Annotated in this window: 16 protein-coding genes and 3 tRNA genes; 6 read left to right on the top strand and 13 right to left on the bottom strand. The window is 65.0% G+C overall.

The features are described from left to right. Positions 1 to 56: 56 nt before the first annotated feature. From JGU72_RS24960 to JGU72_RS24940, 5 genes are all read right to left on the bottom strand, one after another. Positions 57 to 1,055 (bottom strand): fused (3R)-hydroxyacyl-ACP dehydratase subunits HadA/HadB, encoded by a 999-nt coding sequence (locus tag JGU72_RS24960; RefSeq protein ID WP_199686911.1) that lies wholly within the window; start codon positions 1,053 to 1,055, stop codon positions 57 to 59. A 153-nt stretch (positions 1,056 to 1,208) separates the two neighbouring features. Next, positions 1,209 to 1,379: a 50S ribosomal protein L33 gene (gene rpmG, locus JGU72_RS31145; protein WP_199686798.1), complete on the bottom strand. Its 171-nt coding sequence runs from the start codon at positions 1,377 to 1,379 to the stop codon at positions 1,209 to 1,211. A gap of 79 nt (positions 1,380 to 1,458) precedes the next feature. Beyond that, positions 1,459 to 1,531: transfer RNA gene (locus JGU72_RS24950), tRNA-Met, on the bottom strand. A 44-nt stretch (positions 1,532 to 1,575) separates the two neighbouring features. Next, positions 1,576 to 1,648, bottom strand: a tRNA-Thr gene (locus JGU72_RS24945). 210 nt (positions 1,649 to 1,858) lie between these two features. Continuing rightward, positions 1,859 to 1,941: transfer RNA gene (locus JGU72_RS24940), tRNA-Tyr, on the bottom strand. Positions 1,942 to 2,097: 156 nt separating this feature from the next. On the opposite strand from JGU72_RS24940, the gene JGU72_RS24935 reads away from it, so the two are divergent. Further along, entirely contained in the window at positions 2,098 to 2,589 is a 492-nt protein-coding gene (locus JGU72_RS24935) for a YajQ family cyclic di-GMP-binding protein (RefSeq protein WP_199686797.1), read from the top strand. Positions 2,590 to 2,687: 98 nt separating this feature from the next. Here the strand turns inward: JGU72_RS24935 and htpX are convergent, their stop codons facing one another. Then, complete coding sequence (gene htpX, locus JGU72_RS24930; RefSeq protein WP_199686796.1) at positions 2,688 to 3,560, bottom strand: zinc metalloprotease HtpX; 873 nt, start codon at positions 3,558 to 3,560, stop codon at positions 2,688 to 2,690. Positions 3,561 to 3,654: 94 nt separating this feature from the next. Then, on the bottom strand, positions 3,655 to 4,677 hold the full coding sequence (locus JGU72_RS24925; protein WP_199686795.1) for a polyprenyl synthetase family protein: 1,023 nt from the start codon (positions 4,675 to 4,677) through the stop codon (positions 3,655 to 3,657). Positions 4,678 to 4,807: 130 nt separating this feature from the next. Between JGU72_RS24925 and JGU72_RS24920 the strand changes: the two genes are divergently transcribed. Genes JGU72_RS24920 through JGU72_RS24910 form a run of 3 tightly spaced genes read left to right on the top strand, consistent with a single transcriptional unit; the run spans position 4,808 to position 6,957 of the window. Beyond that, a complete protein-coding gene (locus JGU72_RS24920) occupies positions 4,808 to 6,067 on the top strand; it encodes a geranylgeranyl reductase family protein (protein WP_199686794.1) in 1,260 nt (419 codons plus the stop codon). Then, positions 6,064 to 6,519 carry a helix-turn-helix transcriptional regulator gene (locus tag JGU72_RS24915; RefSeq protein WP_199686793.1) on the top strand — a complete coding sequence of 152 codons (456 nt, stop codon included), beginning with the start codon at positions 6,064 to 6,066 and terminating at the stop codon, positions 6,517 to 6,519. Before JGU72_RS24920 ends, JGU72_RS24915 begins: the two co-directional genes overlap by 4 nt. A gap of 9 nt (positions 6,520 to 6,528) precedes the next feature. Then, positions 6,529 to 6,957 carry a VOC family protein gene (locus JGU72_RS24910; RefSeq protein WP_199686792.1) on the top strand — a complete coding sequence of 143 codons (429 nt, stop codon included), beginning with the start codon at positions 6,529 to 6,531 and terminating at the stop codon, positions 6,955 to 6,957. 16 nt (positions 6,958 to 6,973) lie between these two features. Here the strand turns inward: JGU72_RS24910 and JGU72_RS24905 are convergent, their stop codons facing one another. The 3 genes from JGU72_RS24905 to JGU72_RS24895 all read right to left on the bottom strand — a co-directional run bounded on the left by JGU72_RS24905 (position 6,974) and on the right by JGU72_RS24895 (position 9,379). Continuing rightward, complete coding sequence (locus tag JGU72_RS24905; protein WP_199686791.1) at positions 6,974 to 7,675, bottom strand: demethylmenaquinone methyltransferase; 702 nt, start codon at positions 7,673 to 7,675, stop codon at positions 6,974 to 6,976. A gap of 22 nt (positions 7,676 to 7,697) precedes the next feature. Next, positions 7,698 to 8,843: a glycosyltransferase family 4 protein gene (locus tag JGU72_RS24900; RefSeq protein WP_199686790.1), complete on the bottom strand. Its 1,146-nt coding sequence runs from the start codon at positions 8,841 to 8,843 to the stop codon at positions 7,698 to 7,700. A gap of 98 nt (positions 8,844 to 8,941) precedes the next feature. Further along, a complete protein-coding gene (locus JGU72_RS24895; RefSeq protein ID WP_307828597.1) occupies positions 8,942 to 9,379 on the bottom strand; it encodes a DUF3592 domain-containing protein in 438 nt (145 codons plus the stop codon). A gap of 60 nt (positions 9,380 to 9,439) precedes the next feature. Here JGU72_RS24895 and JGU72_RS24890 point away from each other — a divergent pair, with 60 nt between their 5' ends. After that, positions 9,440 to 9,943, top strand: a complete 504-nt coding sequence (locus JGU72_RS24890; protein ID WP_199686789.1) for a DUF2505 domain-containing protein — start codon at positions 9,440 to 9,442, stop codon at positions 9,941 to 9,943. Positions 9,944 to 9,979: 36 nt separating this feature from the next. Here JGU72_RS24890 and menD read toward each other — a convergent pair whose 3' ends face one another. Further along, positions 9,980 to 11,590 (bottom strand): 2-succinyl-5-enolpyruvyl-6-hydroxy-3-cyclohexene-1-carboxylic-acid synthase, encoded by a 1,611-nt coding sequence (gene menD / locus JGU72_RS24885; RefSeq protein WP_199686788.1) that lies wholly within the window; start codon positions 11,588 to 11,590, stop codon positions 9,980 to 9,982. A 92-nt stretch (positions 11,591 to 11,682) separates the two neighbouring features. Between menD and JGU72_RS24880 the strand changes: the two genes are divergently transcribed. After that, on the top strand, positions 11,683 to 12,501 hold the full coding sequence (locus tag JGU72_RS24880) for a siderophore-interacting protein (RefSeq protein WP_199686787.1): 819 nt from the start codon (positions 11,683 to 11,685) through the stop codon (positions 12,499 to 12,501). A gap of 51 nt (positions 12,502 to 12,552) precedes the next feature. Here the strand turns inward: JGU72_RS24880 and JGU72_RS24875 are convergent, their stop codons facing one another. Both JGU72_RS24875 and JGU72_RS24870 read right to left on the bottom strand, forming a co-directional pair. Then, positions 12,553 to 12,996 (bottom strand): DUF6918 family protein, encoded by a 444-nt coding sequence (locus JGU72_RS24875; protein WP_199686786.1) that lies wholly within the window; start codon positions 12,994 to 12,996, stop codon positions 12,553 to 12,555. A gap of 57 nt (positions 12,997 to 13,053) precedes the next feature. After that, complete coding sequence (locus JGU72_RS24870; RefSeq protein ID WP_233533004.1) at positions 13,054 to 13,980, bottom strand: o-succinylbenzoate synthase; 927 nt, start codon at positions 13,978 to 13,980, stop codon at positions 13,054 to 13,056. Positions 13,981 to 14,029: the final 49 nt, after the last annotated feature.

Genomic DNA, 14,029 nt, shown 5'->3' with positions numbered 1-14,029 from the left:
AGTAAACCCAGAAATCTCAGTGTACGTTACTGCCGTCGCCCGACTGAAATCGCCGGTCAGGCAAGCTGCACCGTCGCCGTCGCACGACCGAAGATTCGCTTACCCTCGAACTTCGCCGTCATCGCGACGACTGCCGTGCGGGTTTCCTCGTCGATCGACTTGATCTTGCCCGTGTATTCGATCTCCGCAGCCTTGTGCGGATCGACGTAAACCGGGCTGGTGAAGCGGACGCTGTAATCCTTGACCGCACCTGGATCACCGAGCCAGGACGTGATCAAACCCGCGCCCAAGCCCATCGTCAGCATGCCGTGTGCAACGACGTTGTCCAGGCCGACCAGCTCGGAGACGCTATCGCTCCAGTGGATCGGATTGGCATCGCCGGAAACGCCGGCATAGTTGACCAGGTCACCGCGAGTCAGGCGCACCACACGAGGCGGAAGTTCGTCGCCGACGGCCACCGAATCGAAGCTCACAGCGAACTTGCTGCGGGGCAGCGGCTCCGGAGCGATCGCGTCGACCGGCTTGTTGACGACCAACCGCTGGCTCGGAAAATGCTTCGGCGATTCCTCATGGAGGCCGTGCATGATCACGTCTTTGACTGCGTGATCGATGTTCTCGTCGATCTCGGCACCACTGCGGCCGACCAAAGTCGTCCACGTGGTCTGCACGAGCTCGTCGTTCTGATCGGTGACGATGTTCTTCGTCACGATGATGTCGGCGCCACGTGGCGCACGCCGGAACGAATCCAGGTACACGTCGCAGACGAGCTGGTCGCCGACCTTGATCGGCTTGTGGAACTCCAGGACCTGATCGGTCTGCATGATCTGGCTTGGGTCGTAACCCGTCACGACGGTCTTGAACAACCGATCCTGCGCCAGAATGCCCACCAGCGAGATAAACGTGAGCGGCGCGAGGAGCCCGTCGTACCCGAACTCCTCCGCGACGTTCTCATCCCAGTGGACAGGGTGGTAGTCCTGGACCGCGCGAGCGTACTCACGGACCTTCTCACGCCCGACCTCGTAATAGTCGTCGACGCGATAATGATGGCCGACCATCGCTTCCGCGTGAGCGGCCGCATCGAACGGTTCGGCGTCAAGGTCGTCTGAAACCTCGATGTTAGTCACGTGAAGAATCTACCTATCTGCCCAGGACGCCACGCGGTAGGGCATGTCGGTAACCCCACGTACGGACTGTCCGACGAGGTGAACCTAGCGAGATTCGCGGTGTGCCCGGTGAGTTCCGCAGTTCGGGCAGAATTTCTTCAGCTCGAGACGGTCGGGGTCGTTACGACGATTCTTCTTGGTGATGTAATTGCGGTGCTTGCACTCCACACAGGCCAAGGTGATCTTGGGCCGGACATCGGTGGACTTCGCGGCCACGGTCTGCCTTCTTTCAGGTTCGGTTCTGATCGTTCCGATCAGGCTGATCGGGGCGCCGATCAGTCTTGCCTTGTCTTTGTAGCGATGGCCGGACTTGAACCGGCGACACAACGATTATGAGTCGTTTGCTCTACCGACTGAGCTACACCGCCTTGGTCTCGGGTGTTATGCCGAGGCACAACACCTCAATCCAGCGAGCCCCCTAACGGAATCGAACCGTTGACCTTTTCCTTACCATGGAAACGCTCTGCCGACTGAGCTAAGGGGGCATGACGACAACCGCACCACAGAAGGTCCAATCTTACCCGGCTCTCCGAGGTGCGGCGAAGCCTTCAAGAGGTTACACAGTTCCGGCGCCGCGCACCAAACCGTGTGTTCACAGCGGTTTCGGAAGGCGTTCACGTCCGAGCTGACAACCCCGGCAAGCAAAATGCTCCGTGAACCGCGTCAACGCAGTTCACGGAGCATTTTGTTTGGTGTGGCAGATGTAGGATTCGAACCTACGTAGGCATAAGCCGACGGATTTACAGTCCGCTCCCATTGGCCGCTCGGGCAATCTGCCGTGCACGCTTGCCAGACCTGCGTCCGACGTTTTCCGCGCGCAGAGCAGAATACAACGAACCATCACCCGTTTGCCAAACCGGGTGGCAGCTGGCCTGAATCAACCGATAGCGTTGCGGCAAAGCAGCTGTTACCGACACAACTCGAGGAGCGTGAAGTGGCCGATTCGTCATTCGACGTCGTCAGCAAAGTCGACCGCCAGGAGGTGGACAATGCGCTGCATCAGGCATCCAAGGAACTGTCCACCCGCTACGACTTCCGCGGGACCGGCGCGACCATCGAGTGGTCGGGCGAAGAAGCGATAGTGCTCACAGCCGAAGCCGAGGAGCGGGTCAAGGCAGCGCTCGACGTCTTCAAAGAGAAACTGATCCGTCGCGACATCTCGCTCAAAGCCTTCGACGCCGGCGAACCCCAGCAATCCGGCAAGATTTACAAGATCACCGGGAGCCTCGTCCAGGGCATCACCACGGAGAACGCGAAGAAGATCTCCAAGAAGATCCGCGACGAAGGCCCCAAAGGCGTCAAGGCACAGATCCAGGGTGAGGAACTACGCGTCAGCAGCAAGAAGCGCGATGACCTCCAGGCCGTCATCTCGCTCCTCAAAGGCGAAGACTTCGGGATTGCGCTGCAGTTCGTGAACTATCGCTGATTGCCGCCCAGGCATCGCCACGCTCTCGGTTTTGTGCCCCGCTCGCACAATTGGGCGAGCGCGAAACAAAACCGCGCGCGGCGCGCGCCGCCAGCGGATCAGTGGTCGTGACCGCCCCGTGCCATGGCTTCGAGACGCTGAATGCGGTCTGCCATGGGCGGGTGGGTCGAGAACAGGCGCGCGACCCGCTCACCGCCACGGAACGGGTTTGCGATCATCAGGTGCGACTGAGCGGCCAAGCGCGGCTCTGGGGGCAGCGGAGCGGCCGCCACACCCTGTTCGAGCTTGCGCAGTGCAGACGCCAGGGCGAGCGGATCGCCCGTGAGCTCGGCGCCTGACTGATCCGCCTGGTATTCGCGGGACCGTGAGACCGCGAGTTTGACGACCGTGGCCGCGATCGGGCCGAGCAACGAGACGAGCATGATCCCGAGAAAGTTCTGGCCGCCGTTGCCACGCCCGCCGAAGACCGACGCGAACATCGCGAAGTTTGCGAGACCCGAAATCACGGCAGCCAGGGCGCCGGCAACCGACGAAATGAGGATGTCGCGGTTGTAGACGTGGGAGAGCTCGTGCCCGAGGACTGCGCGTAGTTCGCGCTCGTCGAGTATCTGCAGAATGCCGCTTGTACAGCACACGGCGGCGTGCCGAGGACTCCTACCGGTGGCGAACGCGTTGGGCGCGTTGGTCGGGCTGATGTAGAGCCGCGGCATCGGCTGGCGGGCGATGTTGGCGAGCTCCCGGACGATCCGGTACATGACCGGCGCCTCGACCTCCGTGACCGGCTGGGCACGCATTGCGCGCAACGCCAGCTTGTCGCTGTTGAAGTACACATACGCGTTCATGCCGACCGCGAAAACGATCGCGATCAGCAGAATCGTCGGACTGCGGAACATCGCACCGGCAAACACGATCAGTGCGGACATGCCAACCAGCAGCGCGAACGTCTTCAGGCCGTTTGCATAGCCAGCCACGGTGCCTCTTCTCTTCGCCAGCCCCCGCACCAGTCAACGAAGTCGCCGGGTCGGACAGTTCCCGGACTGCCAAAACGATACTCGCGAGGTCGGTTCAGCCGACCCGTTCGATCGTGTAGTCGACGAGACGTTTGAGCGCCTCGTTCCCCGGGCACTGCGGCAGCAGCGCGAGTTCGGCGCGCGCCAGATCGGCGTAGCCGGACAGCTTCTCCTTCGCGAGCACCATGCCGCGGGATTTGCGCAGCAGGTCGAGCGCTTCGTCGAGGTCCTCGTCGGTTTCGACGGGTCCGGAGAGAAGCTGCCGCAGGCGGTCGCCCTCGGAACCTTCCTCACGCAACGCGAACAGAACCGGGAGCGTGTGCACGCCCTCGCGCAGGTCCGTGCCGGGAGTCTTGCCCGACTGCTCGGACACGGACGCGATGTCGATGATGTCGTCCGAAATCTGAAACGCGGTTCCGACGGCGTCACCGAGTCGCTCGAGACGCGCGATGTGTTCGACGCCCGCGCCCGAGAACGTGCCACCGAACCGGCCCGACGCGGCGATGAGCGAACCGGTCTTCTCCCACACGACCCGCAGGTAGTGCTCGACCGGATCCTGCATCTCTTTGACGCCGATGGTTTCGCGCATCTGACCGGTGACGAGTTCGGCAAACGTCTCCGCGATGATCCGGACCGCTTCGGGCCCGAGGGTGGACACGAGCCGCGACGCGTGGGCGAACAGGTAGTCGCCCGCCAGAATCGCGACGTTGTTGCCCCACCGCGCGTTGGCGCTCGGCGCTCCGCGGCGCATCGGCGCCTCGTCCATGACGTCGTCGTGGTAGAGCGTCGCCAGGTGGACCAGCTCGACGACCGTCGCGGCGGTCACGATGCCCGGGTCGTAAGGCTTCGGTCCCAGTTGGGCGGTAAGAATCGTGAACAATGGCCGGAACCGCTTCCCACCTGCGCGAGTCAGGTGCAGAGCAGCTTCGGTCAGAAAATCCTCCCCGTCGGACAGCTCGCTGACGAGCAACTTCTCGACGCGGTCGAGGCCGTCCTGAACCTTGGCGGCCAGCTCGACGTCGAGAAGGTCGACGCCTGCGACGACCGTGTTCTCTACGCTCACAATCCTGGTGCTCATTCCTTACTTGTGGTGACGGCACGCGCCCTTGGGTAATCAACCTAGCGGTAGGGGCGTGGGGAGGCGCGGTCGGTCGTTACAACGACGGCCGATCCGGTCGAATATCACACCCACCCTCTAACCTTGACCCATGCGCCACGTTCCCCCCGCCGACAGTCCGCCGACGCCGAAAGCGACGGACGTCCTCGTCGTCGGTGCCGGACCTGCGGGGTCGGCTGCGGCAGCGTGGGCTGCCAGGTCGGGGCGGGACGTGATTTTGCTGGATGCTGCGACGTTCCCGCGGGACAAGACGTGTGGCGATGGACTTACCCCGCGCGCGATCGCGGAACTGGATCATCTCGGCCTCGGTGACTGGGTCCGCGAGCGCGCGGTCAACAAGGGTTTGCGGCTCGCCGGATTCGGCCGCGAGGTCGAGTTGCCGTGGCCGGGCGGTTCGCTGCCTTCGGTCGGAAGTGCCGTTCCCAGAACCGAACTCGACGACCGCCTGCGCCGCACCGCCGTCGAATCCGGTGCGCGCATGGTCGAGGGCGCGAAGGCCGTCGGCGTCACGAAGGACGGCGGCAAGGTGTCGGCGGTGACCGTCAAAACCGCACACGGTATCGAGTCGATCGACTGCAACAGGTTGATCGTTGCCGACGGCGTCCGGTCGACCCTCGGCAAGGAACTCGGCCGCACCTGGCATCGCGAAACTGCCTACGGCGTCGCCGCTCGTGCATACGTGACGTCGGGTCGAAGTGACGATCCGTGGATCACGTCGCACCTGGAACTGCGCGACTCGACCGGCAAGCTGCAGCCCGGCTACGGCTGGGTGTTTCCCCTCTCGACCGGCGAGGTGAACATCGGCGTCGGCTCGCTGGCGACGGTGAAACGACCCGCGAACGTAGCGCTGCGACCGCTGCTCGAGCTGTATGCGGCGAACCGCCGCGAAGAGTGGCAGTTCGAGGGTCCGATTCGCGCGGTGTCCTCGGCCTTGCTGCCGATGGGCGGATCGGTGTCCGGTGTCGCGGGTCCGAACTGGGCGCTGATCGGTGACGCCGCGGGCTGCGTGAACCCGCTCAACGGCGAGGGCATCGACTATGGACTCGAAGGTGGCCGCCTCGTCGTCGACCTCCTCGACGAGCCGGACCTCACACATATTTGGCCGGCACTGCTTCGTGATCGTTACGGTCGCGCGTTCTCGATCGCGCGACGGCTGGCGGGCCTTGCGACCGTGCCTGGCACGGTCCGCGCCGGCGGACCTCCTGTACTGCGGTCGAAAGCCCTGATGCGCATTGCAATTCGCGTCATGGGCAATCTGGTCACCGAAGAGGACGAAGACATGACCGCGCGTGCGTGGCGCGGTTCGGGTCGGGCGTCGCTGCGGCTGGATCGTCGGCAACCTTTCGCGTGACTCGTCCGCGGCAGGTCCCGCTCGAGCTTCTCCCCCATCTGCGACGAGCACGCGACCTCGCCGACCGGCGCTACGCCGACCCGTTGGACCTCGACGAACTCGCTTCTGCCGCAGGCGTTTCCAAGTACCACTTCCTGCGCTGCTTCGCAGCCACCTATGGGAAGACTCCTGCCGCGTATCTCGCCGAGCGGCGGATCGAACGCGCTCAGGACCTGTTGCGTGCCACGAACCTGACGGTGACCGAGATCTGCGACCTTGTCGGGTATAGCAGTCTGGGGTCCTTCAGCAGCAAGTTTCGCCAGCTCGTCGGGGTGTCGCCGACTGCATATCAGGCAAAGTTCGCCGCCGGTGCGCCGCACATTCCGGGTTGCTACGTCTTCATGCACGGCCTCAGCGACACGGCGCGCAACAGAGCAATTTCGGAGAAGCCAGGCGGCACCGAGACGCAATAGGTTGGTCGCATGATCACAAACGTCTCGCTAGTCACCGTCTACGTCACCGACCAGGACGAGGCAAAGAAGTACTACATCGACAAGCTCGGCTTCGTCGAGCGAGCGGATGTCTCGATGGGTGAGGGCTTCCGCTGGGTCACGGTTGCACAGCCCGATCATCCGGAACTCGAAGTTACACTGATGATTCCGGGTCCGCCGATGAGCGAGGAAATGGCCGAGGCGGTCCGGCGTTCGCTCGCGAACGGGTCGATGGGCGGCCTCGGATTGCGTACCGACGACTGTCGCAAAACCTTCGAGGAACTCAGCGCGAAGGGAGTCGAGTTCGTTCAGGAACCGTCGGATCGACCCTACGGCGTCGAGGCGATCATCCGCGACAACTCGGGCAACTGGCTGGTCATCGTCGAGAACAAGCCGTACTCACCCGACGACTTCAAGTAGCCGGACCCGTACGGCACTAGACCCGTACGGCGCTGTGGAGCGCGACGATTCCGCCGCTGAGGTTGCGGACCGTCACGTCCCGCCAGCCAGCTGCCTCGATGCGCTTGGCCAGCTCGAACTGGGCCGGCCAGGCGCGAATCGACTCCGCGAGATAGACATACGCGTCCGGGTTGCTGCTGACCGACCGCGCGACCCGTGGCAGCGCCTTCATCAGGTACTCCATGTACGCGATGCGCATCGGCTTGAACACCGGTGTCGAGAATTCGCATACGACAAGCCGCCCGCCCGGGCGCGTGACGCGTGCGATCTCGCGAAGGCCCGCATCGAAATCCGACACATTGCGCAGTCCGAACGAGATCGTCGCAGCGTCGAAGACCTGGTCGGCGAAGGGTAGATGCATCGCATCGCCTGCGACCATCGGAACGTTGCGCGAGAGGCCCGCCTTGAGCATGCCCAGCGAGAAATCCGCTGCGACACACCAGGCTCCGGACTTCTCCAGCTCGACCGTCGAGACACCGGTTCCGGCCGCAAGGTCGAGCACCCGCTCACCCGCCTTGGGCGCCAGCGCTTTTCGCGTTGCACGGCGCCAGATCTTGTCCTGCCCGAGCGAGATCACGGTATTGGTGATGTCGTAGCGACGGGCCACGCCGTCGAACATCGCCGCTACATCGTGCGGGTCCTTCTCGAGCGACGCCCGCGAACCGGAGTTTTTAGCCACGCTCCGACGGTACCCGGCGAGGTTACGCGGTCACCGACAAGGCCGTTGCGTGACCGCCATGGATGACGTCGCTGTAGTGGTCGACCAGCTCGCCGCAGATCGCGGGCCAGGTCCGCTGCAGGACCGAACGACGGGCGGCATCCCCGAACCGCGCCCGGACCGTGCGGTCCGCGAAGGCGGCGACCGCACTCGGCAGCAGTTCACCGAATCGGTCCACCGGCAGCAGGTAGCCGTTGCGGCAATGAGAGATGAGGTCGCGTGGGCCGCCTGCGTCCGGACCGATCACCGGAACGCCGCTCGCCAGCGCTTCCTGGACCGCCTGGCAGAACGTCTCGTGCTCACCGGGGTGGACGAAGACGTCCAGGCTCGCATAGGCCTGTGCCAGCGCGGATCCGCCCAATTGACCCATGAAAACCGCGCCGGGAAGAAGCTTTTCCAACGCGGGCCGGTCCGGCCCGTCACCCACGATGACCAGCTGAATGTTCGGATTACCCGCGAGCGACGCCAGGCGCTCGACGTGCTTTTCCGGAGCCAGCCGGCCCACGAAGCCGACGATCAGCTTGTTGCCCGCACCCCAGGATGCTCGCAGCTCTTCGCGACGGGCACTCGGCGCAAACCGTTCGATGTCGCAGCCCCGGCTCCACCGGTGCACGCGCGGGATGTCGTGCCGGACGAGGTCCTCGACCGCTGCAGTGGACGGCGCAAGCGTCCGTGCCGAGCGCCGGTGGATCCGAGCGGTCCAGGCCCATGCAGCGCGGCTCGTGAGACCGAGTCCGTAGCTCTTGGCGAAGCCCGCTACGTCGGTCTGGTAGATCGCGACGGCCGGAATGTCCAAGCGCAGGGCCGCGCCGAGACCGCCCGCACCCAGCAGGAACGGCGACGCGAGGTGGACGACGTCCGGGTCGAAGTCGCGCAGAACCGACGTTATCCGAGGCTGCGGCAGTCCCACCGGCAACGAACTCACCTTCGGGACCATCACCGCGGGCACACGGAAGACCGGGAAACCGTCGTATTCGGTTGCCGCGGGGGCGACGCCGCGGATCGTGTCCGGCGCCACCACCAAGGCCTGGTGACCGTTCTTCTTGAAGTGGTCGAGCACGCGGAGGACGGAGTTGGTAACACCGTTCATGTTCGGCAGAAAGGATTCTGCGACTATGGCTACTCGCATGAGCTCAGTGTTTCGGGGCTGCTCCGCGAGTCGGCCACGACGGCGTGACGCCCAGGCGAAGTTCAGACGAACGCTGAAGTTCAGACAAGCGCTGAAGTTCAGACAAGCGATTCGGACTCGCGGCGCATGCGCCGGACGACCGCAAGTGAGGGCAGCGCGATGAGCCATACGATCACGATCACCGAGCCCACCGGGACGAGAGCGACACTCGCATCGCGACCCGACACACGGACCAGATCGGGGTCGCTCTTGGCGTATTCGACGTCGATGTGCTGCCCGACTGTGAGGTTGCCGGGGTACAGCACGCCGAGCTTCGGCGTCCGGGTCCGCCCATCCGGGGTCACGAAGCTCACCGCAGACCGCAACCGGCCGGACGACAGCACTTCAGCGGTCACCACGCCCTTGTCTGCAGTGATGGTGTGGTCGTTTCGCCACGCCGCGAACACCAGAAGCACGGCAAGGATCGACACGCTGATCGCGGTCGCATAGATACCGACGCGAATCCGGCGCAAGGCGGTTTCACGTCGGGTGGTCACGAACGAAGGCTACCGTTGCTGCTGCGCCGGTCCGCGATCACTCGGGTACCGTCACCCAACATGTCCAGATCGTTCGAGTTCACTGTGTCGTATCCCTCACCCCCGGCGGTCGTTCACGAGGCGTTGACGACCGATCGGTTCTGGCACTCCATCTTCGAAGGCGCGGAGAACGCTTCCGTCGAGACATCGTCGGACGGACCGGGCACGTTGACGGTCGCGATGGTCGAGCATGTCGGCCGCGCTGCGCTCCCCGGACCGGTCCGCAAAGCCATGAAGGGCGACCTCGTTCTGACCCATACCGATCGCTGGTCACCCTTCGACGGCGAGCGCGCGAAGGGCACATTCGACGGCGGGTCGACGAACATGAGCGGCCGCATCGAGGGCACGATGCTCCTGCGCCCCGAAGGCGAGGGTTCGATCCTCGAGGTCGCGGGCCTGACCGAGGTCAAGGTGCGGATCATCGGCGGCATGCTCGAGTCGATGGTGGAGAACATGATCAAGCGCGGCTTCAACGGCAAGCGCGACTACGTCGAAAAGTGGATCAGCCAGCAGTCCGAGTCATAGCCGCGCACGGACCCGTCTTAGCCGCGCACGGACGAGTCACAGCCGCGCACGGACGGCTGCGTGAAGCTCACGCAGCCCCGACCGCTCGGTTGTGACCTCGAGGACCCGGACCCCGTGGTTCGGGGCGGCCAATGCCGCTGCCAGGCCGTCGAGATCCACGCAGCGATGCGGAATCCGGTAGGCGCCGCACAGCGCGGCGAGGTCCATGCCGTGCGGTGTGCCGAAGACGCGCTCGAACACCCCCGCGTATTGCGGGTCGCCCTGCTCTAGCAGTTCGAAGATGCCGCCGCCGTCGTCGTTGGCGACGACGATCGTGAGGTCCTCGGGGCGCGGCTCTCCCGAACCCATGAGCAGGCCCGAAGCGTCGTGCAGGAAGGTGAGGTCGCCGATCAGCGAAATCGTGCGGCCATCGTGCTTGAGTGCCGCGCCGACGGCGGTCGAGACGGTCCCGTCGATTCCCGCGACTCCGCGATTCGACAGAACCCGCACATCGGCTTTCGGATAACTCACGAGCGCGGCGTCGCGGACCGGATTCGACGCGCCGAGCAGCAACTGGTCGCCGGGCCGCAGTGCATCGGTGACGACTGCGGCGACATGCAGTCCGGTCGGCTTCGGATGCAGCGAAAGCTGTTCGCGCACAGCGGAATCGGCACCTTTGGTCAATTTCTCACAGCGCGCGAGCCAGGCATCGCGGGGCGCTCCCGATACGACCGCGCGAGTCCCGGTGCCGACCACGTTGCCCGAAACATCGGGCCACCGCGGCCCGGTCGTCAACGCGAATACGGCAACGGCAGGGTCCGCGAGCAGCTTTGCAACCGGGCGGTGCAGCGTGGGGCGTCCGGTGATGATCGCTTGGCGCGGTTCGAGCAGGGGCAGGCACAGCGGATGCAACGCCGGACCGTGCAGGGGTGCCGTCGGCTCGGCGACCGTCGGTAGATGTGCGAGTTCGGGACGATGCCCGGCGCCGTGGCCGGAGATCACGACGGTGTCGGGCGTGAGGTCGATGTCGATCGGTACGTCGAGCGTGGCGTTCTGCGTCGTCGTCCACGCAGCACCGTCCGCGCGACCGGCCGGAGTCGCCGCCTGCGGATGATGATCTGGCACGAGGGGCTCGCGCAGCGGGATGTCGAAATGCACGGGTCCGGCGTTCCCGGACCGCGTACCGCGGGCCGCCGCGAGCACCCGGCACACCGCGGACCGCCACTGACTGTTCTGCGCCAACCCGTCCTCGGCGAGGCCGAGGCTGACCGTCGCGCGAACCTGCGTCCCGAACAGCCCGAGCTGCTCGATCGTTTGATTCGCCCCGGTGCCGAGCATTTCGTACGGCCGGTTTGCGCTGAGGACGACGAGCGGCACCCGTGCGTAGTTGGCTTCCAGTACGGCAGGCCCGAGGTTGGCGACCGCTGTTCCGGACGTCATCACGACCGGAACGGGTCGCCTGCTCGCGACCGCAAGACCGATTGCCAGAAAGCCCGCGGTGCGTTCGTCGATACGCATATGGAGGCGGACCCTGCCCGCGGCGTCGGCCGCCTGCAGTGCGAATGCGAGCGGTGCATTCCGCGAACCCGGGCACAGAACGACGTCCTCGACGCCGCCACGAATCAGTTCGTCGACGACAACCGTGGCCTGCGCAGTGGACGGGTTCACTCGTTCAGATTGTCAGATGACGCGGCTCACGGCGCTGTCGCGTCGCTCACCACGAGCGCGCACAGCAAGTTAGGTGATGCTAACCTACCGGCATGTCAAAGTACGTCAAACCTGCAGAACGACAGATCCTGAGCGCGGTCGTCGTCGCATCGAAGCAGGTCAGCCCTAGTTTCGTTCGGTTGACGCTCGGCGGCGAGGGCCTCGACAACTTCACGCCCATGGGTTACGACCAGTGGTTCCGCATGTTCTTCCCGAAGAAGGACCAGAGCGAACTGCGGCTCCCGACCAAGGCGAGCAACCTCTGGTACGCCCAGTATCTGCTGATGTCGAAGGACTCCAGGCCGGGCGTTCGCAACTACACGGTCCGCGATTTCCGTTCAGCCGGCAAAGGCGAGTTCGGCGATACGCCGGAACTCGACATCGACTTCGCGGTACATGGCGACATCGGAATCATCTATCCGTGGATCACGGCCGTCTCCCCCGGAGACGAGGTCGCGCTTCTCGACGAGGGCATCACCTACGCGGCACCCGACGATGCGGAATGGACGCTGCTGGTCGGCGAAGAGAGCGCGCTGCCGGCCATCATCGGAATCTTGAACTCCGCGCCGCGCGACTTGCGCGCCGAGGTCTTCATCGAGATCCCCGACGCCGACGACAAGCAGACGTTCGACGCCCCCGAAGGTGCGAACATCCACTGGGTCGTGCGGACCGATCACGACGCGAAGCCGGGTGCGCTCGTCGCCGAAACCGTCCGCACCGCAACACTTCCCGACGGCCAGTGCTACGCGTTCATCGCAGGGGAAAGCGAACTCGCGAAGGGGATGCGCCGCTTCCTCGTCAACGACAAGCACGTCCCGAAGTCTCATGTGAACTTCACCGGCTACTGGAAGCAGGGTCGCGCAGCGGGCTGAAAACCTGTGCGCGGTTGGGGAGTCCGGAGACTCTCCAACCGCGCACGGTAATCACTCCGCGTGCTTCTGCACCAAGTCACCCAGTCGCGGCAGAGCCTCGATGACGTTCTTCTTCGCGGACGGCCGCATCGACTTGTAGACCTTCTTCGCGGCCTGGCGACTGGAAGCCTCCACGCGCTCGTCGGTGACGGTCAGCAGCGCGTCCGAAACGTCGTCCGCACGCGCGACGAGGTAGTCGGCGAAGCGGCCACCCGCCACCGAGAAGTCCTGCCAGTACGGCTGCAGGCGAACGAAGAACTCGGGCAGCAAACGCTCCAGCGCCTCCGTCACGATCGTCGGATTGACCTTCTTCACGGTTGCGTAGCCACCCTTGACCGCGAGCCCCGACGCACCCTTCTTGTCCGCGACCTCGGCATCGATCAGGTCCCGCGCTTCTGCGATCACCGTTGCCGCACGCGACTCGTCCAACAAGGTTTCCTTTAGTGCTGCAACCACTTTCAAGTCCTCCCGACTTTGGTTCGACGTCTGCCGACCGACACTATACGGCTTTCGCTAGATTGTGTCGGCGAGTCTCGCGTAGCACCGGGCGAGCCTGTCGAACCACCAGCGGGACCGGTCCGGCGGGCTGACAAGACGTTGCAGCCGCTCGGGTTCCGGGTCGACTGCGACGGTCGAATATCGACCGTCGACCATCTCGCGAGCCGGTGCGACGTCCTGCGCGAAGAACCCGCTGGTACCGAGGCCGCATGCGAGTTCGAGTTCGGGCAGCGCGCCTGCTGCTGCCAGGCCCGCATTCATTCCGACTGCAGAGTCGAGCGCGCTCGATACGACAAGGGGTATGCCGAACTCCCCCAATTCCCTGGCGAGCGCAAGCAGTCTGCGCGTTCCGCCCAGCGGCGCGACCTTGACGACGGCGACGTCGAGGCCGCCCAGCCGCGCAACTCGCAGGGGATCCTCTGCCCGTCTGATGCTTTCGTCGGCCGCGATCCGAATGTGCGGTAGCCGGCGGCGCACTTGCACCAGTTCCTCCACGCTCGCGCACGGTTGCTCGGCGTATTCGAGTGGTCCGTCTACGGTCAGCGCCTGCAGTGCGACACACGCTTCGTCGACCGTCCAGCCACCGTTGGCGTCGACCCTGACGTTGCCGATGTGCTCGCGAACCGCCGCGACTCGTGCGATGTCGTCGGCCGGCGCCTGCCCCCGTTCGGCGACCTTCACCTTGGCGGTCGTGGCACCGGGGAACCGTGCGAGCACCCCGGCCACGAGGTCAGGTCCGATGGCGGGGACGGTCGCGTTGATCGGCACGGCGGTCCGTACCGCGGGCGGCGGACCGATCCATGCCGCCTCGATCGCGCTGCGCAGCCAATGCGCGGCCTCGTCGTCGCCGTACTCGGGAAACGGCCCGAACTCGCCCCATCCCGACGGACCGCGGATCAGCATCACCTCACGAGTAGTGATGCCACGGAACCGCACTCGCATCGGCAAGCTGACTACGTGCGCGTCGGCCAGCACATCGGCGAGCGGCGGC

It is taken from the genome of Antrihabitans auranticaus (assembly GCF_016481275.1).
Classification (GTDB): domain Bacteria; phylum Actinomycetota; class Actinomycetes; order Mycobacteriales; family Mycobacteriaceae; genus Antrihabitans.
The sequence above is the reverse complement of the archived record's forward strand: the minus strand, read 5'-3'. Positions and strand labels throughout refer to the sequence as shown.

Excerpts from the sequence above, each read along its gene's own strand:
- JGU72_RS24960 (WP_199686911.1), bottom strand. The coding sequence starts at position 1,055 with ATGGTCGGCCATCATTATCGCGTCGACGACTATTACGAGGTCGGGCGT.
- JGU72_RS24925 (WP_199686795.1), bottom strand. The coding sequence starts at position 4,677 with ATGAGCACCAGGATTGTGAGCGTAGAGAACACGGTCGTCGCAGGCGTC.
- JGU72_RS24920 (WP_199686794.1), top strand. The coding sequence starts at position 4,808 with ATGCGCCACGTTCCCCCCGCCGACAGTCCGCCGACGCCGAAAGCGACG.
- JGU72_RS24910 (WP_199686792.1), top strand. The coding sequence starts at position 6,529 with ATGATCACAAACGTCTCGCTAGTCACCGTCTACGTCACCGACCAGGAC.
- JGU72_RS24900 (WP_199686790.1), bottom strand. The coding sequence starts at position 8,843 with ATGCGAGTAGCCATAGTCGCAGAATCCTTTCTGCCGAACATGAACGGT.
- JGU72_RS24890 (WP_199686789.1), top strand. The coding sequence starts at position 9,440 with ATGTCCAGATCGTTCGAGTTCACTGTGTCGTATCCCTCACCCCCGGCG.
- JGU72_RS24880 (WP_199686787.1), top strand. The coding sequence starts at position 11,683 with ATGTCAAAGTACGTCAAACCTGCAGAACGACAGATCCTGAGCGCGGTC.
- JGU72_RS24870 (WP_233533004.1), bottom strand. The coding sequence starts at position 13,980 with ATGCGAGTGCGGTTCCGTGGCATCACTACTCGTGAGGTGATGCTGATC.